Below are 26,678 nucleotides of genomic sequence, written 5' to 3'. Positions count from 1 at the left end.
GAGAATCATCAATCGTATATGACATTTTTCCCTTCTTCACTTAATTTCTTTAAAGAGCTCAGCATATGATCGATTTCTTCATCGGAATGTCTTTCCCATGAACCTAATTCTGCGACGATTTTCAAAGGGGATTTCGACCGATAAGAACGTGTTGGGTTACCCGGAAATTTTTTGTCAGTCAAATTCGGATCATTTTCAAACTCGCCTAACGGTTCTACAACATAAATTCTCTCTTTCGCATCAGATCTTGCTAACTCAGCACCCCACTTGGCTGCGTTTAATGTTCCGGTGAAATAGATATGGTTTGATTTTTGATCCTGATAATTCGATAAATACTGCGGTTCAAGCAGATCTCCAATCTTCAATTCCGCTTTCATCCCATGAAAAAATGGTCCAGGGTCTAAAACCTGCTCATTGTCATTCATACAGCCGCACCCCTTATCGTTTTTGGACTTGCGTATAACAGTATACGGCCTGATCTAGGCGGAAAACAGTCTATAAATGAGATTGAATTCGGGGTATGATGATAGTAGAGAGTAAGATGTGATTTGTAAACTCCAGCAAGTTGAAAAAGCAGCAAGAATACATACAAAGCAGTCTTCTTGAAAGAGATAAAAAGCTGTTAGAGGCCATAAAGAGAAACTCAAGAAACTAAAAAATTAATTGCGGCAATTGAGCAGGTGGAAAAGAAGGACAAAAAAATGTTGGTGGCAGTTTTGGAAATAGCGTATTGATGCCTAGGAAGGAGATCTGATCAGGATTGAAGAAGATGAGGATAAAGTAGCCAATGAGACGTTTGATGTTATAGCTGGTTGGCGTGTTGGCACATAATCAATTAAATTTTTCAGGAAGGGTGTAATGAGATGATGAAAGATAGAGATAAGATTTGTCATATATATGCTCAAAAAAGTTGGCATATGGATTCTTATATTATTGGTAATCGTGAGGGTTTAATAGAATTAAAGAGTGCTATTGACCAAGCATTGAAAAGTAATGTTGGTCAAGCTGAATTGTTTCCATCAGATTTAGAGGATTATACAACTTACGTTGCTTTAGTTGATGATAAAGAAGAGTTGGATTCACTTATTATGCCTTACATTGATGAGGATAATGATGATGAAAACTTGATACATCCAGTTGATATAGTTACAAGTCTTGAAGAGAAAAAAACCCCTGAAAATTAGGGGTTTTTTAGTGTAATATTGTTTCTCCTGGACTTGCTTTGTATTTCTTTGGTACTGATGCTCTGAGAGCATGGTGTATTTTATCTTTTGGAGCTACATGGAAATGCCAATACCAAGTTGAGGTTTTTGGTATTAAAGGGATTTTTCCATTGTCTACAGCAAATACTCTTGTTGTTTTTTTCTTTCCTTTGTGTAGGACGACAACTAAACTTCTAAGTTGTCCTTTATCATTTCTTACATCCCATTTAATTTTGTAATTTTTACCGAATCCTTTTATTCGATTTTTTAGATATTTAAGTGCAGTTCTTGCGCCTTTTGATCTGATAGCCATTAAAGCAACTCTTCCTACGGTCATTGCGATAGGTATGAAGAATACTGGTAGTGCTTGTGTTGTTATTTCACTCTGATTACTTTTGGAGTCAAGTTGTTTCATTCGGTTTTCTATAGCTAAAAATTCTTCATTGTTGAAATATTGATCTATCTCTTTATTTTGTTCTGTCTCTGACATGTTTTCGAATTCTTTTTCTGTAAATGGAAGGTTTTCTATGTATTCCCCCATTTTCATTTCAAGTTCGTCTAATTCTTTGGTAGTTTGTTCATTTTGTAGAACTGTTGGTGTTACTAACGCTTCTAATTCTTGTGAATTGATAGAGTGTGTTTTTGCTGATGCTTCTGATGAAAATGGAGTCCATATCGATATGACAAGAGCTAGGGTAATTAGGGTTAAAAGTGTTTTTTTGAACATTTTGTTTATATTCCTCCTTTTGTATTAAATTCCAAAATCAAGGTTATAAAATCAAAATGAGTGTATCAATGGATTTAAGTTAGATTTAAGAGAATTACTTTTTGGTTGCGGTGTCCGCAATCATTTTTTTATTTTTTAAGACTTCGTTTTGATGAAAATTTCTGTAGTAGAATTCGTTCACTGTGGAGGTGAACATGATGACCATTGAAATTCATGTGATGGATGGACAAATGACACAAGCCGAAATGCATATGTTCCTAAACAATGGTGCACGATATTCCCACCACAATCTAAAGAAGCCCAAACTAAAAATATCGTCACTACAATAGCAAAAAACTTGCTGTTCAGGCTCTTCACAAGTCAGGCACATATTTAGAAAAACCCTTTATTGAAAGTAATAGACAAGAAATATGCAAAGAAAGCTAAATCAGGTTTTTACAAAGTAGCGCAATTTTTATACAGGCAGGCCTTCCACCTGATGTAGCATTCGAAACAGCAAAATTTCTTTGGATTATAAAAGAAAGTAGTTTATTAGGCTGTTAAAATCAGGCTATCTTTTTAAAACAACTCGAACGTTATAATCTTGCCAATAGAGTGAACGAAAAAAAGCCAACCACCCGCATAAGGTGATTGGCTTTTTTATTTGTTACCCCCCGATCTTCTCTCCATTTTGCTGAATTAATGTTTCATACCAGTAAGAGCTCTTTTTACGAATTCTCTTCAGGTCTTTTAGGTCAAATTCATCGCGATTCACGTAAATGAATCCGTAGCGCTTGGAGCATCCTTGGTGTGTGCTGATTAAGTCGATAGCGGACCACGGGCAGTATCCGAAGACCTCGACGCCGTCTGTGATCGCCCATTTGATTTGTTCGATATGCTTTTCTAAATAGTCAATTCGATAATCATCTTGAATCGATCCATCTTCTTCTAATTTGTCGAAAGCACCCAATCCGTTTTCCGTGATAATAAGAGGCAGCTGATAACGGTCGTAAATCTCACGCATCGTTGATCGGAAGCCGACAGGGTCAATCTCCCAGCCAAACGCATTTTTACTTAGGAACGGGTTGTTGCCGCCTTTGTATACGCCATCTTCACCAGATTTCAAATGCTGGTCTCCGCCGCGCGCAAATTCATCCTTGCCATCTCCTTTACTCGCTTCAACCGTTTGAGATGTGTAGTAGTTAAAGGCAATGAAGTCCGGCTTCGCACTTTTCAAAATATCCATATCTCCCTCTTCAATCACAGGAAGAATGTCTTTTTCTTTCATATACGCCCAAGCAAGGTTGTTATAACGGCCGAAGACTGCCATATCAAGATACAGCCAGTTGCGGATCGCATTGTAATTCGCCGCAGCAAGCACATCCTCAGGCTTTGGAGATGCCGGATAAATGAGCGCAATGTTTGGCGCTGGTCCAATTTTCGCTTCAGGCAACATTTGATGACAAAGCGTCATGGCTTTCGCCTGAGCGACGAGCATATGATGGTTCTGCTGATACAGTTCTTTTTTCGGATTTTCTAAATTTGGATCAAGTGTACCGAGCGCTGATCCATGTAAGATCATCATGTTTTGTTCATTAATGGTCAGCCAATAGTTTACCTTCTCGCCATACTCCTGAAATAGAACCTTTGCATACCGTTCAAACGCATCTACTGTCGCACGATTTGACCAACCGCCTTTTACTTGAAGTGCATGAGGCAGATCAAAATGATACATCGTCACGATTGGTTCAATATCATAGCGGCGCAATTCATCGATGAGAGAATGATAGAATTCAATCCCCTTTTGATTGATCTCCCCATCTCCATTTGGAATGATCCGTGTCCATGCAATAGAGAAGCGATAAGCCTTCAAACCCATTTCTGCAAACATCTTCACATCCTCTTTATAGCGGTGATAGTGATCGCTTGCGACTTTAAAATCTGTTGTTCCTTCAGGATAACTTGCTCTCATATCAATGACAGATGGCCCTTTGCCATCTTCGTTCCACGCACCTTCTACTTGGTAGGCGGATGTAGATCCGCCCCAAAAAAAGTCCTTTGGAAATGGTGCTAGTGTTGAATATCTCATGATTTCTTCCTCCTCTTGATTAAACGAGATGTAAAAATGATTGTCCTGGTGTGATTTGTTTTTCTTCTGTTTCTATGATATCGCTAAACTCACCTGAATTGGTAATAATCACTGGTGTTGTGACGGACAGACCGGAAGCTTGGATGGCTTCAATATCAAACTCCGCAAGCAATTCGCCCTCAGTGATGGTTTGCCCCTGTACGACCTTCGGGGTAAAATGCTGACCGCCTAATTGTACGGTATCAAGTCCAATGTGAATGAGCACTTCTGCTCCGCTTTCAGAAGTAAGACCGTACGCATGACCTGTTGGGAACACCGTTGTCACGACTCCTGATACTGGTGCAAACAGCTTGCCTTCTGATGGAATGATGGCTGCGCCCTTTCCTAGTGCACCAGATGAGAATGCCTTATCCTGTACTTCCTCCAGCTTGATTACCTCACCCTTTAAAGGACTTTTCACATGAGCTGCTTTGACCCCATGTTCGTTTTCCATTGTTGGTGCGGCAACCGGTGCTGGGGTTTCATCTTCATCTACTGGATCCTTAAATCCAATCAAATAAGTCAAGACGATGGATAGAACAAATGAGACCGAGATTCCGATGATGAACCCTGTAAACCCTTGTCCGTAGAAAATCGGAAGTGTCAGTAAACTTGGAAGCCCTGACGCAATCGCAATACTTTGTGAATAACCGATGATCGCACCGCCGACTCCGGCAGAGATAACGGCTGCAATAAATGGTTTTTTCAAACGAAGCGTGACCCCGTATACAGCTGGCTCTGTGATCCCAAACACGGCAGAAACCGCTGTCGATCCAGCCAATGATTTCAGCTTTTTATTCTTTGTTTTCAGCATAACCCCGATGGAAGCACCGGCTTGTGAAAATACAGCTGGCGCAGTCGCCGGCTTGATATGATCTTTTCCATGGACGGCAATATTATTTAAAATCACTGGCACTAGACCCCAGTGGATACCGAAGATCACAAGAACCTGCCATGCCATCGCAATTAAAGCACCTGCAAGTGTAGGACTAAAGGAGAATACTTTCAGCAAGACAGCGGCAATGCCGTTCCCTGCATACACACCAAATGGTCCGAATACAATGAGTGTCAGCGGAACAACCGTGACAAGTAAAATCAGTGGAGTAATAAAGTTTTTGACACTTTCATGAATGACTTTGTTAAAGAAACGTTCGATATATCCCATGACAAACACTGCCAAAATGATTGGAATAACCGTTGATGTATAAGACATTAAGACGACTGGAATACCGAAGAAGGTCACATCTCCGCCGCCTTTTGACAATTCTTGAATGGTTGGGTAAATGAGTGCACCAGCAATCGTCACAGCCACAAATGGATTCGCTTTAAACTTCCTCGCCGAAGTGAATGCGAGAAGTAATGGCAGGAAGTAGAACAAGCTGTCAGACGCAGCAAATAAAATTTGATACGACGTATCTTCAGGTGATAACCATTTTGCATTGATACAGATACCTAGTAGACCTTTTAAAATACCAGCACCTGCCATGACACCGAGAAGTGGTGTGAAAATACCAGAGACAATGTCAACGAATTTTCCGAAAAGGCTTGTGCTCTCTCCACCTGATTTTGCAGATGAAGAAGTGGAATCCTCTAATAAATTTGTAAACTCCCCAATCTCTCGATAAACCTCTGGTACGGTATTGCCAATGACTACTTGAAATTGGCCACCGCTTTCCATAACGGTCACAACGCCATTTAATTTTTCAATGGCTGCTTTGTCTGCTTTTGATCGGTCATTTAATGTGAAGCGAAGTCTTGTAGCGCAATGGACCAGTGAATGAACGTTTTTCTCTGTGCCAATGTGTTTGATAATGTCTTCTGCTAATTGACGATAACTCATACAAAAACCCCCTTTTTTTCAAAAAAATACGTTTTTAGGCAAAATAAAAACCTAAACGGGCACCAAAAATAGTCGCAACTTGCTATTGCGCTTTTTCAGTGAACGTTTAGGTTTTGCCTGCCGAACAGTCACAATCCTCTAAGACGATCATTGTGAAACCGTATTCTTTTATGTTTATGAGCAAATAGTACCACTCAGCTTTTCTCATGTCAACGCTTTCTTTTGAAAACTACCTTTATTTTTCTCGTTTGATCAATCGATTCAAATGAATGGATAGATACAGCATCTCCTCTGATGTGAGATCTCGGTGATAGGTTTGATAGACGTATTCTGCGATTTTCTTTGCACATTCGTATGCCTTCGGATATTTTACCTTGATCAGCTGATACAAATCCTGATCTTCGCTGACAAGCATTGTTTCGTTTATCAGACGCTGGACGAAAAAGCGTAAATGTGTGAGAAAACGATAAAAGTTGAGTGAGTCTTCATCAAATTCCATATTGAGATGATATTTCACAATGGTGAGGATGGCGTTTACTTCTTTTGTAATATTGACCGTTGTATTCATGTCCTCATTGAGCTCTGCATTAATGATATGCATGGCAATAAAGCCTGCTTCATCCTCAGGCAGTTCAATATGAAGACGCTCTCTAATCATCTCAAGACAGTCCTTTGCCACAAGAAATTCATCTTTGTATAAGCGTTTAATCTCCCAAATGAGCGAATTCTCAATGAGATGATTTTTCTTCAGTCGTTCGATGGCGTAATGAATATGGTCTGCGAGCGATACATGCAGACTTTCGTTTAATCTTCGGTTCAGCTTTGTATGTGCATATTGAATCATTTCTTCGGTTACCTTGACCACATCATACGGAACCTCCAGAAGCAGCATTTTCATTCGCTCATGAACGGAATGATCCTCCAGGCGGAAAACTTTATCGATTAACGATTCGTCTACCGAATCCCCGGGCCGCCGCTGGAAGGCGATACCTCTTCCCATGACGACGATTTCTTTTCCTTGTTCATCTATCACACTAATGACATTATTGTTTAGAACTTTTTGTATCTGCAACCCCAAACACCTCCGTCTATGAACCACAATCTTCACTCAAAATATGCTCTCATCTTAACACAACTGTCAAATCACTTGGTGTTTTTATCTGACTTTTGCAATAGATTTCACCATAATTCTACCCCGTCATAGCTGGTCTGATCCTTCAATTGCCTGCATACAATACTCCAAGGAGGTGACCTTCAGTGAAGGCTTTTTTCTGGTCTGCATCATTTTTATTCGTGCTTCTATTCACACTCGTCTTTCTAGGAATCGTGTTTTTGCTTAGTGGACAAGGTATGAATCTGCTTTGGAAGTATGTGCTCATCTCATTTGTCACAGCAGCCGTTTTGCGCGGTGTCACCACTTGGCTGAGGCAGCACGTGATGCATCATTTATCAAAATAAAACGGCTGCCCATGATATTCAGGCAGCCGTTCCTTTATTCTTTGGATGATGCGGCTTCTTGCGAAGAAGTACGCAGCTCATCATTGATTTTTTTCGCATCCTCTAGAAATTCTGTTTCAAATCCACTTTTGAGTGCCCACATATAAAATAGCAAGGAAACCACTGTAATAAGAGCCATATCCCAGCCATAATGAATGACGTTATAGCCGCCGAATTTGTCACTGCCCAGGCAGGAAATCGTCATCATCACAAGCAAGTACACGACCATCCAAGCACCCGCCTTGAAGTTGCGGCCGAAGCCTTTCCATTTCGCTTTTGCTTGATAGTAAAAATAGATCGGAAGACCGATGAGAATAATGAACAGCACCTGACCTGTTAACGGCCATCTCGCCCAATACAGCGTCAATGACGCAAAGACAAAGCCGAGAGGAGCAATGATGCTAAGTCCTTTTATTCGCAGCGGACGATATAAATCTGTCCCTGTCTTTCTCAGTGTCATGACAGTTACTGGGCCTGTCAGATAAGAAATAAGTGTCGCAACAGAAATGATTTCCGCAAGTACACCCCAGCCTCTAAATAAAAACAGAAAGATAAACGATACGGCTAAGTTAAAAAACATCGCTGGACGAGGCACGCCATAAATAGGGTGCAGACGACCAAGTACACTTGGCATGTATTTGTTTTTTTCCATTCCATAAATCATACGGGATGTCGTCGCCGTATACGTAATCCCTGTACCAGAAGGTGATACAAACGCATCTGCATATAAAATCAGAACCAGCCAGTTAATCCCAAGCGCAATGGCAAGGTCGGCAAATGGCGAATTAAAATTCAAATGACCCCATCCATTCACAATCATGGACGGATCGACAGCACCGATAAAGGCGATTTGTAAAAGCACATAAATCACAGTCGCAATCAAAATAGATCCAACAATAGCAATCGGAATGGATCTGCCTGGATTTTTCGCCTCACCCGCCATATTAATCGGGCTTTGGAAGCCATTGAAGGCAAACACAATTCCTGATGTCGCAACAGCTGTCAGCACACTCGCCCAGCCGTTAGGAGCAATACTTGTTCCAGAAGTAAAATTCTCACTATGAAAACCTACGAATAAGAGCGCACCAATTGTTAATCCTGGAATGACAATTTTAAACACGGTAATGAATGTATTCGCTTTTGAAAATAACCCAACGGTCCAATAATTGAGCAGAAAGTAAATCACAAGAAGCACACTGGCCACCATGAGCCCTTCTGTCGTCAACACCCCTTTTGTGACCAAATGGGTTGTCCACTTTGCCCATTCCCAAGGCCATGAGCTCATATACTGGACAGAAGCCACCGCCTCAACCGGAATGACGGAGACAATGGCGATCCAGTTTGCCCAAGCGGCAATAAACCCGATAAAAGAGCCGTGTGAATATTGCGTATATTTCACCATTCCGCCTGCCTCTGGAAACATCGATCCGAGTTCACTATAAGACAAAGCGATAAATAAAATCACGACCATCCCAATCAACCAGGATAAAATAGCAGCAGGGCCGGCAATTTGAGCGGCACGCCAAGCACCGAATAGCCAACCTGAACCAATGATTGAGCCAAGACCTACCATCATTAAAGCAAAAGTTCCCATTCTACGATGTAAATGATTCATGTTCATAACACCTTTCGATTAAATTACAAAGCATGTGCCTAAGTAAGCACCTTTCTTTCATTGCAGCTCACTTTTCATTCAATTGACAAATATTTCTTAAACTGAATCTTTACCCTTGTTCATTTTTTCGCCTGTTTTATTATCTCTCAATTCTCCATTTTCTGAAATAGTCGAACATGCTTATTTCTTAAGAAAGCGCTTTTTCAATGATTCAATCTATTAGACTGAATAACTACCTTTACCCTTATTTTGAAAAAAACAAAACAAAAAAGAAAGAGGAAATGAATCCCTCTTCCTTCTGAGCCCTATCATGAATAGAAAAAAAGGATAAAGGGTGGTTCCCTCTATCCTTGTGAGATCGCTTGTTCTTGTTCAATCACAGCTAGTCTTTCTTGCACTTCTTCTTCAGACAGGTTGTGCTGTTTCACATAAAGGTTACGTTCACTTGTACGACATTCATGGCTGCAGCTACGCATATATTTATGCTCGCTTTCTTCTGTTGCAATCATTTTGCGGTTACATGCAGGATTTGCACAGTTCACATAACGCTCGCAAGGCTCACCAGTGAAGAAATCTTTTCCGACAACCACATGCTCTGTTTGATTCACGGGCACTGTTAAACGAGTATCAAACACATAGCATTGACCATCCCAAAGCTTCCCTTGAACTTCTGGATCTTTTCCGTACGTGACTATTCCGCCGTCAAGCTGAGAGACATCTTCAAAGCCTTCACGCTTTAACCAGCCTGAGAATTTCTCACAGCGTACGCCGCCTGTGCAATACGTCAGGATTTTTTTCCCTTCAAGAATCTCTTTATTGTCACGAATCCACTCCGGTAATTCGCGGAATGTCTCAATATCAGGACGAACTGCCCCTCTAAAGTGGCCGACATCAAACTCGTAATCATTACGTGCATCTATCACAACGGTATCAGGTGATTGCATTTGCTCGTAAAATTCAACCGGGCTAAGATGCTTACCTGTTAATTCTAACGGGTTCACATCATCTTCAAGGCTCAGATTCACTAGTTCATTTCGATGGCGGACGTGCATTTTTTTAAACGCATGACCGTCTGCTTCGTCAATTTTGATCGGCATAGACGCAAAGCGCGGATCTTCCTTTAATGCTTGCATGTACTTGTCCGTTTGCTCAATGGTACCAGAAACAGTTCCGTTTATGCCTTCTGCTGAGATAAGGATACGGCCTAACAAACCAAGCTCCTTACAGAATGCTAGATGCTCTGCTGTAAACGTCTCTGGGTCCTCGATGGGGACATATTGATAGTAAAGTAAGACACGATATTGTTTTTCCATATATATAAACACCTCTTAAATTTAATCAAAACATACCGTTCTTTATCATACAGGAAATACATACCTAAAGGCAATGACAGCGGCTTAATTCCATAAAACGGAAGGGTCTTTCTTCTCATATTTGACAGAACTTTCTGTAAAATGAGATGATTTATCAAATATGATGTTGTAAAGGAGCAGAACGCAATGATACAGCCAGAAGATATCGTCAGAAGCGGTCCAAACCAATTTATTTCTCAAAAAGGCATTTATCATGAACTCGATTCACTTGTTTCTCCATCCTTCCGGTCACCCGCTGTCGTGACAGGATATGATTCATTTCATGCTTTTTCACAGTATACAAAGCTTCCGTCTCATTGGTCTGTTGTCCAGCACAAAGGATACAGTTCACCCAATGCAATCACTCGAATTGCAGAAGAACTGAAAGAGGCAGATGTGGTGATTGGGATTGGAGGCGGCACGATTTTAGACACTGCCAAGTCAGTAGCAGAGGCTCTTCAAATTGAAGTGATCATGGTTCCAACCATCCCGGGGACATGTGCTGCATCTACACCGCTTAGCGTCATTTATGATGACAAGGGGAATTTCATGAGAGTCGATTACCATAAACGGTCCAGCTACCTCACGCTCATTGATCATACATTTTTGCTCTCTTCTCCTCTTTCCTACCTTCAAAGTGGGATTGGAGATACGCTGGCCAAATGGTATGAAGCGGAAGCCATTATTCGAAATGCAAAGGATTCCTTGCCGCTCATGGTGCATGCAGCACTAAAACAGGCGGTATACGTGAGGGATATTCTTGTTTCCCATAGCGAAGAAGCTGTCCACAGCTTGCAAACGGGTCAGCTTTCGCAAGCATTTGCAGATGTAACGGATACCATTATTACATTAGCTGGCACGGTCGGCGGCTACGGAGGACGCTACGGAAGAATGGCAGGAGCCCACGCCATCCATAACGGATTGACGTTTATTGAGGAAACGCACCATATGTTACATGGTCAAAAAGTGGCATACGGCATTCTTGTTCAGCTTGCCACAGAAAATCGAATGGGTGAAGTAGAAGAATTACTTGAGCTTTATGAAACACTCGGATTACCTAGAAATATGCGTGAGCTTGGCATCACAGCTCAGCTAGAAGAAGCCGCAAAAACAGTGGCAAGCCATGCTGCACGTATAGATGAAACTTTTTGCTTGATTGGAGACTATTCCAAAGAGCAAATGGTCGACGCCATTCAAGTCATTGAAACCGTATCAGCCTCGTAAAATCGTTCAATAAAAAGCACAGGCATGCCACCTGTGCTTTTCTTTCGATTAAAAATCAAAGTTATCTGGATCTGGACCTGTGCGCTCATCTTCATTGAGCTGATCGATGACACCCATCTCATGTGCGGACAGCTCGAAATCGAAGACTTGTGTGTTTTCGATGATTCGGCTCTTCGTCACAGATTTTGGAATGGTGATAATGCCATGCTGCAAGTCCCAGCGAAGAATGACTTGAGCCACGGATTTGTCATGTTTTTTCGCAATATCCTGAAGAACAGGATGGTTCAGCAGCTTCCCGCTGCCTAATGGTGACCACGCTTCTACATGAATCCCTTTCTCCTTGCAGTAGTCTCGTAAAGGCTCCTGCGTCAGCTTTGGATGCAGCTCGATTTGATTGACCATTGGCACAACTTCTGCTTCTTCTAATAGATCATCTAGATGGTGCTGATGGAAGTTACACACACCGATGGCTCGAACGCGTCCATCCTTATACAGCTTCTCTAGTGCTTTCCAAGTTTCTTTATATTTGCCTTCAACTGGCCAATGAATTAAATAAAGGTCTAATACATCTAGCCCTAGCTTGTTCATACTTGTTTCAAAGGCTTCAAGTGTTGATTCATAGCCTTGATCACGATTCCACACCTTTGTCGTAATAAACAGATCATCGCGAGAGATGCCTGATTGCTGAATGGCTTTGCCTACCCCTTCTTCATTTTGATAGGCTGCTGCTGTATCGATGCTGCGGTAGCCCGCTTCAAGAGCGTCTGTGACTGCATTTACAGCCTCATCCCCATCTTTTACTTGCCATACACCGAAGCCTAGCTTCGGCATTTTTACTCCGTTTGCTAATGTGACTGTATCTGTTAATCCACTCATCAAACAAACCTCCGCTTCATTTTTGCTTACCAAGCACTATACCCGAATTTTCTATTGATCATGCATGAATTTTCGCTTGTGTTATTTGATATATTGTCCTATATCGACTTGATTGGCGTCAACGATTTGGTATTCGCTTGTTTGATCTTTCTTTTTAGAAAAATCATATGTCTCTAAAAAGCTTTGGTCATAAAAAGTCAGACCATAAGTTTCCTGTTCATTCTCGTACACTCTGATCCAATAAGATTCTTTTGAAGCTTTTTTGGCTTCGTTCATTTTCTTTAATTTCACATCTGAAAGTTCCTTCAACAGCTTTTGAATGTCTTCTTTTTTCTTCAAAACAGCACGTTCATTATCATGCTCAATTTGTATGGATGTCACTTTGTTTCGATCAATCGAGACCACATCATCAAAAGAGTATGTTTTGGCATGGATCATAAAATAAATACCCATTCCGATTAAAATAACGACAACTACACCAATGATCCACTTTTTCAACCTAACTCCTCCTTCTAATCACGCCACGCCTATTGAAACACCGAAGTCCAATCATCCTCCTCAGAGAACACTTGAATCCCGTGCTGTTTTAGCAAGGCGGACGTCACACCATCTCCAGCTTTTGTCTTGCCGTTAAACTCTCCCAAGTAAATCAGCTGGCTACCGCAAGAAGGACTGTACTCTTTTAGCACAACCGCTGTTGCTTTCAGAGACTGAACCTGTTCCAGTGTCGCTTTCGCACCTTTTACATACATCTCTGTTACATCAGTTCCATGAACATCGACAACAGAAGCCTGCCCTCGTAATACATCATGTCCATCTCCGCCAATGATTTCTGCCGGAGGTCTTGGCGTAGAAAAGCCGCCAAGCAGTTCAGGACAAACTGTCACAGCCTTTCCTTCCTGCACAAGCTCTTCGATTCGCTGATCTAATCGATGGCTACCATTATACCGGACCTTCAACCCAGCAAGACAAGCGCTGACCACTATCATGAATGTTCCTCACTATTTTTGCTGACTTTAAAATAAATACATAATGGCAAAAAACATATCGTGTTCACAAAAAAGGGCAGAGCACAATACAAAGCAGCAGCCCAAATCGACCCTTCAACTCCTGTGATACCAAAAAAATAAACAAATAATAGCAAGCTGACAAACAATCCCACGAACGGCATGATGAATACGTACTTTTTAAAATTTTCCATCATTTCTTTCCCCAAAGAAGCTCCCTCCCTTTTAACATGATCACGAATAACGTCAATATATGTTAATTTTACCATATAAAAAACCGAAATCATCTCATTTTCTACGATGGTTTCGGTTTTTTTAATCTATATTTTTTCTTTCCATGCCTTCAAAAAGCGCTCAATCACTTGTAATTCATCTTCATGAAACTGCTGGAGAAATTCTAAGTAGGACGCGACAGCTTTCTCATGTAATTCATCATGCAGTGCCGCCAATTGCGTGCCTTTCTCTGTCAATGAATAGTAGACAGATTTTTTATCCCCTTGCCGGTGGCAATAGCCCACCATGCCTTTATCAATTAGTTTTTTCACAGCCTTTGTAATAGCGGGCTTTGATAGTTTCAGTTGTTGAGAAAGAAATGTATTATTTGATTCGTTTGGATTGGCTTGAATCATCGATAAAATGTGAAGCTGTGTGAGTGTCCAATCTTGCTTGAGTGTATCAGTCGTGGTAATCAGTGGATCTGTTGGATCATTCCTTCTCTTTTCTCTATGAATAATCAGATCTTGAATCGCTTTTAATACAATCTGCTCTTTAGTCTCCATCTGAACCTCCACTCTTAACTGGTTAATAAAATGGTACTAATAATTAAGATAGGAGTCAAAAGAAATGTCAGTGTGATAAAAATAATAGGCCATCAGACCTGAAAATGGTATATGTACTTTTCTACTAGATGATCTATGATGTCACAGCTCCTCTTTCTTTTATTTGCTATAATCCATAGGGGATGACATCCAATTTTTGATGAAAAAGGTGAGCTAATGAAAACCGAACAACACATCGCCATTCGCCAATTAGAAGAAAAGATCCACCTGTTTTCTTCAGCTGTGAACGGAACCTTCCTCGCAACGGACGATTTCGTACTATCCAATACTCACATATCGACAGACACATTCAATTTGCTATTACCGACATCAGCGCAAATTAAAGATCCGCAAAAAGTGAAAGCAACCATCGAATACTTGCAGTCACAGAAACTATTATTTAGCACATGGGTGGATCACCGCTTGCTTCATCCTGATTGGACTGATTTACTAAAGGAATATCAGCTTGAAGAGGTTGAACGCAATACCGTCATGATGCTTGAACAGACAGAAGGCATTGACCCAGCTACATCTTCACCACTTACAATCAAAGAAGTACTTGATGACCAGACACTGCTTGATTACAAAAATATCTTTATAGAGCTATTCAAAGAGTCACCGGAGGCTATCGCCTTAGAGGACTATTTCCAGCGTTTTTCGCTTGAAGCTATACAATCACGCGCTCGCATGTTCGTCGGATATGTAGACCACAAACCGGTCACAACAGGCTTATTACTCGAAGCAACCGATAGCTACGGTATTTATGATGTCATCACAAAGGCAGATCACCGCGGAAAGGGACTTGGCAGTGACATGTTTCATTACCTTCTGACCCAGACAGACAACAAACAGAAGCGCGTCCTGTTACAAGCATCGGCGGACGGCAAAAATATTTACCAACGTGCCGGCTTTCAACCAATCGGCGAAATGGTTGTTTTTGAATAGAGTAAAATAGAACATAAAAAAAAGCTGCCTATCATAGGCAGCTACAGATTGTTGACAAAGGGCTAAAATGATTTTTATTTTAGCCCTTTGTCTTCTTTTCAGCGTGATAGAAAACCTTTGAAGTCTAGGAAGGACGAGTACTGGCGCGGAGCGAATTTGACATTCGTGAGCACCAGCACGCAGGACTGACAACGAATGCGAGGGTTTGTCTACACGCTGAAGCTGCCTATCATTAGGCAGCTATTCAGCACGATGCTGACGATCCATATAAAGTGGTGGTCTCTTCAACGAAATCACCGCACAGCTAAACGCAATCAGCACAAACACTGCACCGAACTTCGCCAGATCAACAGATGAACCGGTCATCGTAAATAGGACACCGCCAACTGCTGATCCAATTGAGATACCAATTTGCAAGGCCGATGTATTTAAGCTTTGCTGAATATCAGACGTCACAGGATCTGTTTGAATCAAATAGCTCTGCAAGGCAGGCGTTAATGCCCAGCTAAGAGCTCCCCATAGGACAACCATGATCATAAAGAGGACAAACACACCCGCTGTATAAGGAATGATAAACAACACAACCGCAAACGCAATTGTCACCAGCAAAATGGCTTTCCCTGAACCCAGCTTGTCACTAAGCCAACCGCCTAACCCATTCCCGCCAATAGATGCAAGCCCGAAGACCAAATAACAAATACTAATCCAGAACGGGGTCATATGCAGAACTTCCATTAGAAACGGAGTGAAATAAGAATAAAGCATATAATGACCTGCAAGCATAAACAAACTGATCAAGTGTGCACTAAAAATTTTCGGATGCCCTAAAGCACGAATTTGCTCTCTAAGAGGTGTCACTTTTTCAACAGGCATTTTCTCTAATAGGAAATAAATTAGCACCATCGATATCGCTGATAAAATACTGATTCCTAAAAACATCACTCTCCAGCCAAAGCTCTCTGTAATAAAAATACCGATCGGTACACCGAGAACAAGTGAAGAACTAATCCCAATAAAAATCAGACCTAATGCCTTCGCACGATGCGCTGGCTCCACCAACTTAGCAGTGATCGTCAATGACAACACCACCACTAGCGCTGTACTCATTGCGATCAATACCCTAGAGATCATGACAAGAGCAAAGGTCGAACTAAAATATGTGAATACATTCCCTATTGTAAACACCAATAACGCGATTAAATAAAGACGCTTTCGTTCAATTTTAGCTGTGGCAGTCAGCAGCACAGGTGCTGAAATGGCATACACAATGGCAAATACGGTGATAAGCTGCCCAGCTGTCGCAAGAGATACATTCAAATCCTCTGCAAGGCTTGGCAAAATGCCTCCGACCACAAGCTCAACTAATCCAACCGCAAAAGTAGAAACGGCTAATAAATATACTCTCCAGTTCATGTCTAACATCCCTTCTCTATATCATCGCTTTCACTTTTGATACAGGGTGAAGACAAACAAAAAAACCCTGATTACAAAAAAGGAAAGCACGCTTTTGTAATCAGGATTTATCGGATCCTGGTAGAAACCCTCAAACCATATTATTGAGGTTATACAAGTCTATTTTTTTCTTCAAATATAGTAGCATATGCTTACATAACTGGCAAGCTATAAAAATAGGAAATGACTGCAAATTCACGATCACACAAAGCACTCAGAACAGCATGAAAAGAAACCCCAGTACAACTTGCTTTCTCCTGCATTTACAGGTAAACTGATGAAAAATCAACGAACATTGATCAACGTAGATCTGGAATAGTAGCTTGAATTGACCTTTAACAGAGAGGGAACGGTGCTGAGAAGTTCCTACTGACATCTTCAAGTGAACCTGCCGATTTAGTTCTGTTTCATACAGCGGTTCATACCGTTATCATGATCGAGTGTAAAGCTGTGCTTTAAATTAGGGTGGTACCACCAGGAATGGTCCCTAACTTAAAGCACAGCTTTTTTGCATTTTAAAAGGAGGAATATGCAATGCCAAAGAAACAATTTGTTGAAAAAATCACAAGCATGGAAGACGATTTTGCCCAGTGGTATACAGATGTTGTCACAAAGGCACGCCTCGTCGATTATTCAAGCGTCAGAGGCAGTATGATCATTCAGCCATACGGCTTTAAAATCTGGGAGAATATTCGCGACGAACTTGACCGCCAAATCAAAGAAACAGGGCATGAGAATGTGTATATGCCGCTCTTTATCCCAGAAAGTCTGCTGCAGCAGGAAAAAGACCATATCGAAGGCTTCGCTCCTGAAGTGGCGTGGGTCACACATGGCGGTGAATCCGAATTACAGGAAAGGCTCTGCGTCAGACCAACCTCTGAAGTACTGTTCGCTGAGCATTACAAAAACATCATTCATTCCTATCGTGATTTACCGAAGCTTTATAACCAATGGGCGAATGTCGTCCGCTGGGAAAAGACCACACGTCCATTCCTTAGAACGCTTGAATTTCTATGGCAGGAAGGACACACATGTCATGAGACGGAGCAAGAAGCGATTGAGGAGACAGAAAGAATGCTTCACATTTACGCTTCTCTTTGCGAAGAGCTCCTTGCCATTCCTGTCATTAAAGGGAGAAAAACAGAGAAGGAAAAATTCGCTGGTGCCCGCTTTACCTATACGGTTGAAAGCTTAATGCATGATGGAAAAGCACTGCAAACGGCCACTTCTCACTTCTTTGGAAACGGATTTGCCAAAGCATTTGGCATTGAATTCTTAAACCGCGAAGGAAAGCTAGAGCATGTCCAGCAAACCTCTTGGGGCTTCACCACAAGAATCATCGGTGCCATGATCATGGTGCACGGCGATGACAGAGGACTCGTCCTTCCGCCAAACATTGCGCCAACCCAAGTGCGGATCGTGCCAATCGCCTCTCATAAAGAAGGTGTACTCGATCATGCCTACGAGTTGAAAGAACGACTCGCCCGCATCGCACGTGCTGACATTGATGCAAGCGATAAACAGCCAGGCTGGAAATTCAACGAATGTGAAATGCAGGGCATTCCTCTACGTGTCGAAGTGGGACCAAAGGACATCGAAAAAGGACAGGTGATGCTCGCAAGACGAGACACTGGTGAAAAGCAAGCTGTCACATTAGATGCACTTGAACAAACCATCACATCCACGCTTGAAGATATTCAACGGACGATGTACGAAAAGGCGAAAGAACGATTACATGAAAAAACATCAAGAGCTCACACCATCGAAGACATTGAGCACATTCTTTCAGAAGAAAACCGATTGATTAAAGCCATGTGGTGTGGTGACGAAGCCTGCGAGAACGACATTAAAGAAAGAACAGGGGCGACCTCACGCTGTATCCCATTTGAACAGGAATCTGTCTCTGATACATGTGTCTGCTGCGGAAAGCCTGCATCTGATATGGTTTTCTGGGCAAAAGCTTATTGAGAATAGAAACGAAAGAGAAGCATCCCTCACGATGCTTCTTTTTTGTTAAAAAGACCCAAACACCCATTGACCTCACCAGCACGATCCCCTATAATTCATATTAATATAATCGGTTTTTAAGACTTTAACTGGAGTGGTGATATATGAAGCGCTGGCCCTCACTGTTTGCCGAACGCTGCCCTAAATGTAAAACAGCATTAGAAGTCTCTAAGTCCAATGCCCTGCAAGGCAAAGTCGTGAAAACATGCCCCAACCTTCATTATCAAAAAGAGTTTCACCCAGCCCTTGAAACATATATCGAGCACGATGATGTCAAATAAAAAAGACCAACACGTTTGCTGGTCCTTTCTTTATAATAAATCCAGCCAAATTTTGATCGCTGTCGCTGTAATCATCACAGCAAGTGCCCATTGCAAGTAGACGGCATTGATTTTCTGACCGATCTTAGCACCAATCGGAGCGGCTATTAAACTTGCCAGCATCAGCACAACCGCAGGAAGAAGCATGACTTGACCCGTCAATATCTTTCCAGTTGATGCACCTATCGCAGATAGAAACGTAATCGCAAGTGAGGACGCAATCGTCATCCGGACAGGAATTTTTAAAATAGACAGCATCACCGGTACCAATATAAATGCTCCGCCCGCGCCTAGCACCCCGGAAACACTGCCAATCACAAAGGCTATACCTGCCGCAAGTCCTTTATGAAAAGTGACTTCTCCCTCTGCATCTGCACGCTGTCCCTTTTTTGGAATCAGCATGAGGACCACAGCCACAATTGCAAGCAATCCATAGACGAGATTCATCCCATTCTCTGGCATAAAGTGAGAGACATAACTGCCTAATAAGCTGCCCGCCAATATACTGCTCCCCATATATAAAATCAAAGTCCGATGTAAAAATCCGCTTTTACGATAGGCCAATACCCCGCCGAGCGTCGAAAAAAGCACTTGAATGGCGCCAATCCCTGATACCTCGTGTGCCGATAGTGCCATCACACCGACCAGTGGCGGGATATAAAGCAGCATAGGATAGTTGATCACAGATCCCCCGATCCCCACCATTCCTGATAAGAAGGAACCAATACATCCGATGATAAAAAGTGTAATCAAAAATGCAAAATCCACGCTGGTCTCCTCCTTTGCAAAAGGAAAAGGGGATCTTCAGCAGATACCCCTACATCCTTTAGGACCCTTTTCTCACCCAGAACTTCAGCACATCTCCTTCATCCGTCTGCATGATCAATTCATGTCCGCTTGACTTCGCCCATGCTGCTAAGTCAGCTTTAGCCCCTTTATCTGTTGCATGTATTTCTAATACTTGACCCTCCGTCAAGTCATTCATTTTTTTCTTCGTCCGAATAATCGGCATTGGGCATGCAAGCCCTGTGACGTCTAATATTTGATCTGATGTCATTTGATTGTTCCTCTCTTCTTATTTTATTGGACATTACCGAATCGCACAACGGTTTGGACCAATTTCCATTTCACGCTGCGCTTCATCATCTGGACTCAGCTTCCCCATATTGGTTTGACGAATGTCTTGATAGGCGTTTGGCTGTGCAGGCAGATTCTTCGTGACCATTTGTCTAAATACGTCATCATCTTCAATATTCAGTCCATGATTTTCTTCAAATAGGACGCCTAGCTCCTTCCAAACGCTTCCGTCTTCATTGACTTCATCCATGACCATGAAATGCGCTGGTAGCACAATCAATTCTTTCGAAAGTGCTCTATACCGGTCATAAAGTGTTTCTCTCAAATCACCTACCCAGTCCTCCGCCATTCCAGCAAGGTCAGGTCTTCCAATCGAATCCACGAACAAAATATCACCTGAAAGAAGATATTGCTGATCCACGATAAAAGATGTTGAACCAATCGTATGCCCCGGCGAGTAAAGGGGGTGAATATCAATGGAAGCCGCTCCAATCGTCATCCGCTTTCCTTCTTCTAGCCGTTTATATTCAAAGATCACTTCTTCTGCATCTTTTGGCGGCAGCCAGTAGTTGGCACCAGTCTGTTCAGCCAGTTTTTTCCCGCCAGAAATATGATCTGCATGAAGATGAGTATCCAACACTTGCGTTATAGAGACATGATGCTTTTTAGAAAAACGGGTATAGACATCCGTCATTCTAGCTGCATCTACAATTGCGGCTTCTCCATTCGACATGATCATATAAGACAAACATCCCTTGCCCATTCGCACAAATTGATACAGCTCTCCACCGCCGCTTAAATCACCGATCTTCACTGGCTCTAGATGCTCACTCCACGCCTTCATGCCACCTTCTAAATAATGGACCGTTCTACCCGCCTCTGACAGCATCTCCGCGATCATAATAGAGGAGCCTTCCTTGGCACAAACCACCAACACTTCACGATCATGAGGAATGTCATGCAAAATGCCCTCTACTCCTTCAAGGAGATCAAAATAAGGCACATTCATATGAACGATTGCTTCCCCTTCGATCTTCCAATCCTGAACATCCGCTTGATTTCGCACATCTAGCAAAAAGAGCGGTTCCTTGCTCACGATCTTTTTTGTTAACTGCTCTGCGTTCATCGCTGTTACCGTCATGTTTCATTCAGCTCCTATTTTTCAATCGCTCCTGTCCAGCTATTCATGCCTGGCACGATATTCATCAATTGATGAAATCCTTTTTCTTTTAACTTTTGCGCAGCTAATTCACTTCTTCTGCCTGAATGACAGATCAGGTAAATGTCCGTCTCCCGGCTCAATTCCTCCACACGTTGTTCAACCTCACCAAGAGGAATATGAACAGCTCCTGGAATATGCCCCGCCTCGTATTCATCCAGCTCTCGCACATCTAAAATAAACAAAGATGGATCTTCTTTTACTTTCTGTTGAAAAGTCTCCAAAGACATTTCCGAAATCATGGACTTCCCTTCTTTCTCTTGTTCTCCGCCTTTACGAATCAAATGATGAAGCACCTGACCTTCTACTTTTGTCCCTAAAAATTCGTGACCGGCACTTTTTGACCATGCCGCTAGATCCGCTGATGATCCTTTATCAGTAGCCTGCACTTCAAGTACGTCTCCTGGTAAAAGCTCATTCATTTGTTTTTTTGTTTTTACAATCGGCATCGGGCATGCCAGTCCTTTTGCATCTAAAATGACAGTTGGTTGCTGCATGTCATATCCTCCTTCATATAGGGGTGGGGGTATATTTTCTTGTGCATTTAATGCCAAGTATTCATGCCACCCTTGATGTTTGTAATCTGAGTAAATCCTTGCTTCTTCAATATTTTCGCCGCCTGCATACTTCTCATTCCGCTTTGACATATCACATAGACCTCTTCATTTTTCTCAAGCTGAGAAGCTCGATCCTTCAAATGAGGCAATGGAATGTTTTGAAAGCCTTTGATATGATTTGTTTGAAATTCACTAGGAGAGCGCACATCAATGAGCTGTTGACCTTTGCTTTTCAGCTTCTTTTTCATATGAGCTGCATCCATTTGCTTCACACCTCGAACCGGCAGAAAGCGGCTCACGAGTAATCCAATTACGATGATGAGTAAAATCGTCTGCACCATCCTGCTTCACCTCACTAGATAAATAAATTCACACGTCCGATTTCAGCCTCTGCTAAATAAGCCGCTACACCAGCATATTGAATGTCATCTAATAATTCTTTCTCCTGTAATCCTAAAAGATCCATCGTCATTGTACATGCCACGAGTTTAATATCCTGCTCCTTCGCCATCTCAATAAGCTGAGGCAATGTCATGGCATTGTGCTTTTTGATCACATGCTTAATCATCTTCGGACCCATTCCTGCAAAATTCATCTTTGACAGCCCCATACGATCAGCACCGCGCGGCATCATTTTGCCGAACATTTTTTCTAAAAATCCTTTTTTCATCGGTACCATCTCATCCTTACGCAAGGCATTCAGCCCCCAAAACGTATGGAAAATGGTCACCTCATGATCATAGGCTGCTGCACCATTGGCAATAATGTAAGCTGCCATCGCTTTATCATAATCTCCACTGAATAACACAATCGTCGTGCGTTTTTTCTGTTCTTCCATTCTGCTCCTCCTTCAACAATTACCTATGGGGGTATATAAAAATAAAAAATATATACATATACCGGTAAGGGTATATTACATCAAGTAAAAAAATCCGTCAACCTCCAAAGGCTGAGGAATTTCTTACCGGCTTTTCACCAATAGCTCAACTGCCTCTTTCACAAGACCTTCCGTATCTTTGCCTTGTTCAAGACTTTCACGAACACATTGCTCAAGGTTTGTACTCACAATCACACCCATTGCCCGATCAATGGCATTACGTGATGCAGACAGCTGCGTGACCACCTCGCGGCAATCCTTGCCTTGCTCCATCATCGCAAGAACCCCTTTAATCTGCCCTTCAATCCGGCGAAGACGATTCTTCATCTGCTGATTATACTCCATGAATAAGGACTCCTTTCTATTCTTTCTATGACAGATAGTATACCCTAAGAGGTATTTAGTCAAACGACTTATCCTTTTCTTTTATAGAAAACGAATGTGAAAAGAATTGCACATTCCACCATTTATTGATAAAAAGTAATTAATCAACGAATAAGAAATCATTGAAGAAAAGAGGGCAACCCATGACTTTACAGCATTATATTGGATCAGGCAAAGAACTGCCGCTTGGTACCTTTGGTCAAAAGTCTACCTATAAACCACTCTCTGAACTCAATATCGAATTGTTTGATAAAATACAAAAAAAGCACAAAACCTATCAAAAAGAAGATCCTTTGATAGAAGTATTCGAAACAGAAGAGGATTTCGAAGGCATTCACATTGATTATTTAGATCCTGTCTATGAAATGGTAAGAAACAAATTCACGCATCCTTTTGTTTATGAATTGGACATCATTCATTCTCTTCGTGCACTTTTTCAATTCATTGAAAAAGAGCTGTCAACAGGAGAAACCATCGAAATCTATTCTTGTCTAAATGAACTCGAAACGAAAGAAAAGGATGATCAATTGGATGTAGAAATTGACCTAAGCAAAAAACGGTTTGGAAAACACATCAATTTTAAAGGGATCGATGAACTGATTGATATGTTTGAATTAGAAAACCTACAATATGTACTGGTGAAGAAGTAGAGGAGAATTGACAAGTTACATCAAAATGCTGTGTTATTAGAGATTGTAGAAGCGTAACCTTGGTTAAGCAAAGATCATTTGAAGTTATTAATAGAAAAGCGAATATAATTGTAACAGGTAGTTGAAGGAACCAAAATCCCCTCAATTACCTCTTTGCAGATCATCGTAAACTTTTTCAAAAATCTCTATTGGTATTGAATACTTCGTTGTTTTATCATTACGGTAATTAACCACTATATCAATGTGATGTTGCTTTTTTTCAAATTCAATAATTGAATTCTCCCATCTATCTCGAACGGATATGACACAATTACCGTTTTTCTTTTCCTTTTTCTGATAAACATAGTCCATTTTATCTCTCCATTCTTATTATTTAGTATTAGATAGGTGAATTGACGTCACGTTTTAAATCAGTGATACCCAAGAAACATGAAGATAAAGAAGCTAAATGTGGTGAGTAAGTTTAAAAACGTATAAAGATAATTTCTACTATAAATACTTAATATAATACCAACTGGACCTAATAGATAATTCAATAACCATAATCCACTTCCATATCCAAATATCAAATTTGGGCTCCATAGTAGAACACCTATTACAAAGCATAGAAGTGATAACCGTCTCATTATTTTTTTAGACATTAGAACTCCTTCGAATTTTAAAATTGTAGGATGTTTATTCAGTTTCCAAATATAAAAATAACCTATATTTTAACAAAATGATACACTTAAATAATGACTTAGTCTCTACTCCTTAAGAAATTTAAGATGAAATTAAACTAATGATGAAAAAGCAGGTGACCCATGCCAAACAACCAAGCACCCAACCCACTCATCACTGAAAAATCACCATACCTCCTTCAGCACGCCCACAACCCAGTTCACTGGTACCCGTGGGGGCAAGAAGCATTCAACAAAGCCAAGCGTGAAAATAAACCAGTGCTTGTCAGCATCGGTTATGCCACTTGTCACTGGTGCCATGTCATGGCACACGAAAGCTTCGAAGATCAACAAGTTGCTGACATCTTAAATGAGCATTTCATTTCAATCAAAGTCGATCGTGAGGAGCGTCCAGATATCGACTCGATGTATATGTCTGTTTGTCAGATGATGACGGGGCAAGGCGGCTGGCCGCTCAACGTGTTTGTCACGCCTGATCAAAAGCCTTTTTATGCGGGGACGTACTTTCCAAAGAGAAGTGCTTACGGGCGTCCTGGCTTCATCGAGGCACTGACACAATTGCTGGATGCGTACCATAACGATCGCGATCATATCGAATCATTGGCAGAGAAGGCGACAAATAATCTGCGGATCAAAGCAGCAGGGCAGACGGAAAATACGCTCACCCAAGAGGCGATCCACAAAGCCTATTATCAGCTCATGAGCAGCTTTGATACGCTGCACGGCGGATTCGGCTCTGCGCCAAAATTTCCTGCACCTCATATGCTTTCATTCTTGATGCGCTATTATGAATGGACTGGGCAGGAGAATGCGCTATATGCAGTCACGAAAACGTTAGATGGAATGGCAAATGGCGGTATATACGACCATGTCGGTTCAGGCTTTTCTCGTTATTCAACAGACGAAAAATGGCTTGTGCCTCATTTTGAAAAAATGCTGTATGATAACGCCTTGCTGATGGAAGCCTACACAGAAGCGTATCAGCTCACTCAACAACCTGAATATAAAAAGCTTGTCCACCGCCTGATCCACTTTATCAAGCGAGATATGATGAATCCGGGCGGCTCCTTTTATTCAGCGATAGATGCAGATTCTGAGGGGAAAGAAGGACAATATTACGTTTGGTCAAAAGATGAGATCATGACTCATTTAGGCGAGGATCTCGGCGCATTATTCTGCGCTGTCTATCACATCACAGAAGAGGGGAACTTTGAAGGGGCGAACATCCCTCATACCATTTCAACCTCTTTTGATGACATTAAAGCCTCTTTTTCGATTGATGACCATACGCTTCAATCTAATCTGCAAGAAGCTCGTCACATTTTACAATCTGTCAGACAGCAGCGACCCGCGCCGCTTGTCGATGACAAGGTACTCACATCATGGAATGCACTGATGACCTCTGCGCTCGCCAAAGCAGGAAGGGTATTTGGTGCAGAGGAAGCGATCCGTATGGCGAAACAGGCGATGTCTTTTCTAGAAACACACCTCGTCCAACATGAGCGGCTCATGGTCCGCTATAGAGAAGGAGACGTAAAGCATTTCGGCTTTATCGAGGATTATGCGCATATGCTAAAAGCGTATATGTCTTTATACGAAGCGACCTTTGAATTAGAATGGCTGGAAAAAGCGACAGCCATTGCTGAGAACATGTTTGAGCTGTTTTGGGACAAGGAAAAAGGGGGCTTTTTCTTCTCAGGATCAGATGCGGAAGCGCTCATCGTTCGAGAAAAAGAAGTATACGACGGCGCCATGCCTTCTGGTAACAGCACCGCACTCAAGCAGCTTCTCATGCTAAGCAGACTGACCGGACGTCAGGATTGGCTGGACACATTAGAGCAAATGTTCAAAGCCTTTTATGTCGATGTCTCTTCCTATCCAAGCGGGCACACAGCGTTTCTGCAAGGGCTCCTCGGTCAATATGCAACGAAAAGAGAAATCATCATTCTCGGGAAAAACGGCGACCCTCAAAAAGAACAGCTTTTACAGGCGCTTCAAAAACGCTTCATGCCCTTTGATATCATATTGACTGCCGAAACAGGGGAGGAATTAGCAAAACTCGCGTCCTTTACAAAAGATTACAAAACGATCGATGGCAAAACCACCGTGTATATTTGTGAAAACTACAGCTGCCGCCAGCCAATCACCAATATCGACGAAGCGATGGAACAATTATTCCGCGATTGAGTCTGTCATAAGATGACTATGAGAAGACAAAATGAGGACAAACAGATAAAAAACATGT

29 protein-coding genes, 1 pseudogene and 1 riboswitch are annotated in these 26,678 nt (G+C 41.8%); of the genes and pseudogenes, 9 read left to right on the top strand and 21 right to left on the bottom strand.

What is annotated here, in order from left to right; all coding sequences use genetic code 11:
* Positions 1-8: 8 nt before the first annotated feature.
* Positions 9-425 carry an NAD(+)--rifampin ADP-ribosyltransferase gene (arr, locus tag MHB79_RS01370; protein WP_310427387.1) on the bottom strand — a complete coding sequence of 139 codons (417 nt, stop codon included), beginning with the start codon at positions 423-425 and terminating at the stop codon, positions 9-11.
* A gap of 438 nt (positions 426-863) precedes the next feature.
* On the opposite strand from arr, the gene MHB79_RS01365 reads away from it, so the two are divergent.
* Complete coding sequence (locus MHB79_RS01365; RefSeq protein ID WP_223251399.1) at positions 864-1,184, top strand: hypothetical protein; 321 nt, start codon at positions 864-866, stop codon at positions 1,182-1,184.
* A gap of 7 nt (positions 1,185-1,191) precedes the next feature.
* Here the strand turns inward: MHB79_RS01365 and MHB79_RS01360 are convergent, their stop codons facing one another.
* From MHB79_RS01360 to licT, 4 genes are all read right to left on the bottom strand, one after another.
* On the bottom strand, positions 1,192-1,929 hold the full coding sequence (locus tag MHB79_RS01360; protein WP_340988732.1) for a hypothetical protein: 738 nt from the start codon (positions 1,927-1,929) through the stop codon (positions 1,192-1,194).
* Positions 1,930-2,575: 646 nt separating this feature from the next.
* Positions 2,576-3,997 (bottom strand): glycoside hydrolase family 1 protein, encoded by a 1,422-nt coding sequence (locus MHB79_RS01355; RefSeq protein WP_253621900.1) that lies wholly within the window; start codon positions 3,995-3,997, stop codon positions 2,576-2,578.
* A gap of 19 nt (positions 3,998-4,016) precedes the next feature.
* Positions 4,017-5,876 (bottom strand): beta-glucoside-specific PTS transporter subunit IIABC, encoded by a 1,860-nt coding sequence (locus MHB79_RS01350; RefSeq protein ID WP_003217262.1) that lies wholly within the window; start codon positions 5,874-5,876, stop codon positions 4,017-4,019.
* A 235-nt stretch (positions 5,877-6,111) separates the two neighbouring features.
* Complete coding sequence (gene licT / locus MHB79_RS01345; RefSeq protein WP_106029677.1) at positions 6,112-6,948, bottom strand: BglG family transcription antiterminator LicT; 837 nt, start codon at positions 6,946-6,948, stop codon at positions 6,112-6,114.
* Positions 6,949-7,133: 185 nt separating this feature from the next.
* Between licT and MHB79_RS01340 the strand changes: the two genes are divergently transcribed.
* Positions 7,134-7,334, top strand: a complete 201-nt coding sequence (locus MHB79_RS01340) for a hypothetical protein (protein WP_050943366.1) — start codon at positions 7,134-7,136, stop codon at positions 7,332-7,334.
* 34 nt (positions 7,335-7,368) lie between these two features.
* On the opposite strand, the gene MHB79_RS01335 is transcribed toward MHB79_RS01340, so the two are convergent.
* Both MHB79_RS01335 and trhO read right to left on the bottom strand, forming a co-directional pair.
* Complete coding sequence (locus tag MHB79_RS01335) at positions 7,369-8,988, bottom strand: APC family permease (RefSeq protein ID WP_106032893.1); 1,620 nt, start codon at positions 8,986-8,988, stop codon at positions 7,369-7,371.
* A 344-nt stretch (positions 8,989-9,332) separates the two neighbouring features.
* Positions 9,333-10,301 carry an oxygen-dependent tRNA uridine(34) hydroxylase TrhO gene (trhO, locus tag MHB79_RS01330; RefSeq protein ID WP_003217237.1) on the bottom strand — a complete coding sequence of 323 codons (969 nt, stop codon included), beginning with the start codon at positions 10,299-10,301 and terminating at the stop codon, positions 9,333-9,335.
* A 189-nt stretch (positions 10,302-10,490) separates the two neighbouring features.
* On the opposite strand from trhO, the gene MHB79_RS01325 reads away from it, so the two are divergent.
* A complete protein-coding gene (locus MHB79_RS01325) occupies positions 10,491-11,564 on the top strand; it encodes an iron-containing alcohol dehydrogenase family protein (RefSeq protein WP_137055281.1) in 1,074 nt (357 codons plus the stop codon).
* A gap of 48 nt (positions 11,565-11,612) precedes the next feature.
* Here the strand turns inward: MHB79_RS01325 and MHB79_RS01320 are convergent, their stop codons facing one another.
* The 5 genes from MHB79_RS01320 to MHB79_RS01300 form a co-directional block, all read right to left on the bottom strand.
* Positions 11,613-12,440, bottom strand: a complete 828-nt coding sequence (locus MHB79_RS01320) for an aldo/keto reductase (RefSeq protein ID WP_012008778.1) — start codon at positions 12,438-12,440, stop codon at positions 11,613-11,615.
* A gap of 81 nt (positions 12,441-12,521) precedes the next feature.
* The gene (locus MHB79_RS01315) at positions 12,522-12,938 is read right to left on the bottom strand and encodes a DUF5301 domain-containing protein (RefSeq protein ID WP_050943373.1); all 417 of its coding nucleotides are present in this window, start codon (positions 12,936-12,938) and stop codon (positions 12,522-12,524) included.
* Positions 12,939-12,967: 29 nt separating this feature from the next.
* Positions 12,968-13,429 (bottom strand): DUF523 domain-containing protein, encoded by a 462-nt coding sequence (locus tag MHB79_RS01310; protein WP_251191198.1) that lies wholly within the window; start codon positions 13,427-13,429, stop codon positions 12,968-12,970.
* Entirely contained in the window at positions 13,426-13,656 is a 231-nt protein-coding gene (locus MHB79_RS01305; RefSeq protein ID WP_251191199.1) for a hypothetical protein, read from the bottom strand. The genes MHB79_RS01310 and MHB79_RS01305 overlap by 4 nt, the downstream gene beginning before the upstream one ends.
* Positions 13,657-13,767: 111 nt before the next feature.
* Positions 13,768-14,226 (bottom strand): MarR family transcriptional regulator, encoded by a 459-nt coding sequence (locus MHB79_RS01300; RefSeq protein WP_050943378.1) that lies wholly within the window; start codon positions 14,224-14,226, stop codon positions 13,768-13,770.
* A gap of 216 nt (positions 14,227-14,442) precedes the next feature.
* On the opposite strand from MHB79_RS01300, the gene MHB79_RS01295 reads away from it, so the two are divergent.
* Complete coding sequence (locus tag MHB79_RS01295) at positions 14,443-15,210, top strand: GNAT family N-acetyltransferase (protein WP_340988729.1); 768 nt, start codon at positions 14,443-14,445, stop codon at positions 15,208-15,210.
* A 240-nt stretch (positions 15,211-15,450) separates the two neighbouring features.
* Here MHB79_RS01295 and MHB79_RS01290 read toward each other — a convergent pair whose 3' ends face one another.
* Positions 15,451-16,623, bottom strand: a complete 1,173-nt coding sequence (locus MHB79_RS01290) for an MFS transporter (RefSeq protein ID WP_003217034.1) — start codon at positions 16,621-16,623, stop codon at positions 15,451-15,453.
* A 77-nt stretch (positions 16,624-16,700) separates the two neighbouring features.
* A riboswitch (purine riboswitch) is annotated at positions 16,701-16,800 on the bottom strand.
* Positions 16,801-17,196: 396 nt separating this feature from the next.
* On the opposite strand from MHB79_RS01290, the gene proS reads away from it, so the two are divergent.
* Both proS and MHB79_RS01280 read left to right on the top strand, forming a co-directional pair.
* A complete protein-coding gene (gene proS / locus MHB79_RS01285; RefSeq protein ID WP_339161061.1) occupies positions 17,197-18,630 on the top strand; it encodes a proline--tRNA ligase in 1,434 nt (477 codons plus the stop codon).
* Between the two features lie 143 nt (positions 18,631-18,773).
* Positions 18,774-18,950, top strand: coding sequence for a hypothetical protein (locus MHB79_RS01280; RefSeq protein ID WP_003216908.1), 177 nt, complete (start codon positions 18,774-18,776; stop codon positions 18,948-18,950).
* A 30-nt stretch (positions 18,951-18,980) separates the two neighbouring features.
* Here MHB79_RS01280 and MHB79_RS01275 read toward each other — a convergent pair whose 3' ends face one another.
* The 7 genes from MHB79_RS01275 to MHB79_RS01245 all read right to left on the bottom strand — a co-directional run bounded on the left by MHB79_RS01275 (position 18,981) and on the right by MHB79_RS01245 (position 23,064).
* A complete protein-coding gene (locus MHB79_RS01275; RefSeq protein ID WP_310026976.1) occupies positions 18,981-19,757 on the bottom strand; it encodes a sulfite exporter TauE/SafE family protein in 777 nt (258 codons plus the stop codon).
* A 58-nt stretch (positions 19,758-19,815) separates the two neighbouring features.
* On the bottom strand, positions 19,816-20,046 hold the full coding sequence (locus tag MHB79_RS01270) for a sulfurtransferase TusA family protein (protein WP_340988727.1): 231 nt from the start codon (positions 20,044-20,046) through the stop codon (positions 19,816-19,818).
* Between the two features lie 33 nt (positions 20,047-20,079).
* A complete protein-coding gene (locus MHB79_RS01265; RefSeq protein ID WP_340988726.1) occupies positions 20,080-21,207 on the bottom strand; it encodes an MBL fold metallo-hydrolase in 1,128 nt (375 codons plus the stop codon).
* 14 nt (positions 21,208-21,221) lie between these two features.
* Entirely contained in the window at positions 21,222-21,782 is a 561-nt protein-coding gene (locus tag MHB79_RS01260; RefSeq protein ID WP_340988724.1) for a sulfurtransferase TusA family protein, read from the bottom strand.
* A gap of 47 nt (positions 21,783-21,829) precedes the next feature.
* Positions 21,830-22,183: a rhodanese-like domain-containing protein gene (locus MHB79_RS01255; RefSeq protein ID WP_340988722.1), complete on the bottom strand. Its 354-nt coding sequence runs from the start codon at positions 22,181-22,183 to the stop codon at positions 21,830-21,832.
* Positions 22,184-22,197: 14 nt separating this feature from the next.
* The gene (locus tag MHB79_RS01250; protein WP_335365081.1) at positions 22,198-22,680 is read right to left on the bottom strand and encodes a DsrE/DsrF/DrsH-like family protein; all 483 of its coding nucleotides are present in this window, start codon (positions 22,678-22,680) and stop codon (positions 22,198-22,200) included.
* A gap of 123 nt (positions 22,681-22,803) precedes the next feature.
* Entirely contained in the window at positions 22,804-23,064 is a 261-nt protein-coding gene (locus MHB79_RS01245; protein ID WP_003217059.1) for a metal-sensitive transcriptional regulator, read from the bottom strand.
* Between the two features lie 182 nt (positions 23,065-23,246).
* On the opposite strand from MHB79_RS01245, the gene MHB79_RS01240 reads away from it, so the two are divergent.
* Positions 23,247-23,753 carry a hypothetical protein gene (locus tag MHB79_RS01240; RefSeq protein WP_340988719.1) on the top strand — a complete coding sequence of 169 codons (507 nt, stop codon included), beginning with the start codon at positions 23,247-23,249 and terminating at the stop codon, positions 23,751-23,753.
* A 141-nt stretch (positions 23,754-23,894) separates the two neighbouring features.
* Here the strand turns inward: MHB79_RS01240 and MHB79_RS01235 are convergent, their stop codons facing one another.
* On the bottom strand, positions 23,895-24,104 hold the full coding sequence (locus tag MHB79_RS01235) for a hypothetical protein (RefSeq protein WP_050943391.1): 210 nt from the start codon (positions 24,102-24,104) through the stop codon (positions 23,895-23,897).
* 452 nt (positions 24,105-24,556) lie between these two features.
* On the opposite strand from MHB79_RS01235, the pseudogene MHB79_RS01230 reads away from it, so the two are divergent.
* Together MHB79_RS01230 and MHB79_RS01225 are read left to right on the top strand one after the other, a co-directional pair.
* Positions 24,557-25,048 (top strand): annotated as a pseudogene (locus MHB79_RS01230) (thioredoxin domain-containing protein); the annotation flags it as partial.
* 84 nt (positions 25,049-25,132) lie between these two features.
* Positions 25,133-26,620, top strand: coding sequence for a thioredoxin domain-containing protein (locus tag MHB79_RS01225; protein WP_340990549.1), 1,488 nt, complete (start codon positions 25,133-25,135; stop codon positions 26,618-26,620).
* Positions 26,621-26,678 lie beyond the last annotated feature (58 nt).

It is taken from the genome of Bacillus sp. FSL M7-0558, assembly GCF_038003245.1.
In the GTDB taxonomy this organism is placed as follows: domain Bacteria; phylum Bacillota; class Bacilli; order Bacillales; family Bacillaceae; genus Bacillus; species Bacillus pumilus.
Note: the sequence above shows the minus strand (reverse complement) of the source record. Positions and strands in the feature narration are given on the sequence as shown.

Bases quoted from the DNA above. Each gene is read 5' to 3' on its own strand.
- arr (WP_310427387.1), bottom strand. From the start codon at position 425: ATGAATGACAATGAGCAGGTTTTAGACCCTGGACCATTTTTTCATGGG.
- MHB79_RS01365 (WP_223251399.1), top strand. From the start codon at position 864: ATGATGAAAGATAGAGATAAGATTTGTCATATATATGCTCAAAAAAGT.
- MHB79_RS01360 (WP_340988732.1), bottom strand. From the start codon at position 1,929: ATGTTCAAAAAAACACTTTTAACCCTAATTACCCTAGCTCTTGTCATA.
- MHB79_RS01355 (WP_253621900.1), bottom strand. From the start codon at position 3,997: ATGAGATATTCAACACTAGCACCATTTCCAAAGGACTTTTTTTGGGGC.
- MHB79_RS01350 (WP_003217262.1), bottom strand. From the start codon at position 5,876: ATGAGTTATCGTCAATTAGCAGAAGACATTATCAAACACATTGGCACA.
- MHB79_RS01335 (WP_106032893.1), bottom strand. From the start codon at position 8,988: ATGAATCATTTACATCGTAGAATGGGAACTTTTGCTTTAATGATGGTA.
- trhO (WP_003217237.1), bottom strand. From the start codon at position 10,301: ATGGAAAAACAATATCGTGTCTTACTTTACTATCAATATGTCCCCATC.
- MHB79_RS01320 (WP_012008778.1), bottom strand. From the start codon at position 12,440: ATGAGTGGATTAACAGATACAGTCACATTAGCAAACGGAGTAAAAATG.
- MHB79_RS01310 (WP_251191198.1), bottom strand. From the start codon at position 13,429: ATGATAGTGGTCAGCGCTTGTCTTGCTGGGTTGAAGGTCCGGTATAAT.
- MHB79_RS01300 (WP_050943378.1), bottom strand. From the start codon at position 14,226: ATGGAGACTAAAGAGCAGATTGTATTAAAAGCGATTCAAGATCTGATT.
- MHB79_RS01295 (WP_340988729.1), top strand. From the start codon at position 14,443: ATGAAAACCGAACAACACATCGCCATTCGCCAATTAGAAGAAAAGATC.
- MHB79_RS01290 (WP_003217034.1), bottom strand. From the start codon at position 16,623: ATGAACTGGAGAGTATATTTATTAGCCGTTTCTACTTTTGCGGTTGGA.
- proS (WP_339161061.1), top strand. From the start codon at position 17,197: ATGCCAAAGAAACAATTTGTTGAAAAAATCACAAGCATGGAAGACGAT.
- MHB79_RS01280 (WP_003216908.1), top strand. From the start codon at position 18,774: ATGAAGCGCTGGCCCTCACTGTTTGCCGAACGCTGCCCTAAATGTAAA.
- MHB79_RS01270 (WP_340988727.1), bottom strand. From the start codon at position 20,046: ATGACATCAGATCAAATATTAGACGTCACAGGGCTTGCATGCCCAATG.
- MHB79_RS01265 (WP_340988726.1), bottom strand. From the start codon at position 21,207: ATGACGGTAACAGCGATGAACGCAGAGCAGTTAACAAAAAAGATCGTG.
- MHB79_RS01260 (WP_340988724.1), bottom strand. From the start codon at position 21,782: ATGCAGCAACCAACTGTCATTTTAGATGCAAAAGGACTGGCATGCCCG.
- MHB79_RS01255 (WP_340988722.1), bottom strand. From the start codon at position 22,183: ATGGTGCAGACGATTTTACTCATCATCGTAATTGGATTACTCGTGAGC.
- MHB79_RS01250 (WP_335365081.1), bottom strand. From the start codon at position 22,680: ATGGAAGAACAGAAAAAACGCACGACGATTGTGTTATTCAGTGGAGAT.
- MHB79_RS01245 (WP_003217059.1), bottom strand. From the start codon at position 23,064: ATGGAGTATAATCAGCAGATGAAGAATCGTCTTCGCCGGATTGAAGGG.
- MHB79_RS01240 (WP_340988719.1), top strand. From the start codon at position 23,247: ATGACTTTACAGCATTATATTGGATCAGGCAAAGAACTGCCGCTTGGT.
- MHB79_RS01235 (WP_050943391.1), bottom strand. From the start codon at position 24,104: ATGGACTATGTTTATCAGAAAAAGGAAAAGAAAAACGGTAATTGTGTC.
- MHB79_RS01225 (WP_340990549.1), top strand. From the start codon at position 25,133: ATGAGCAGCTTTGATACGCTGCACGGCGGATTCGGCTCTGCGCCAAAA.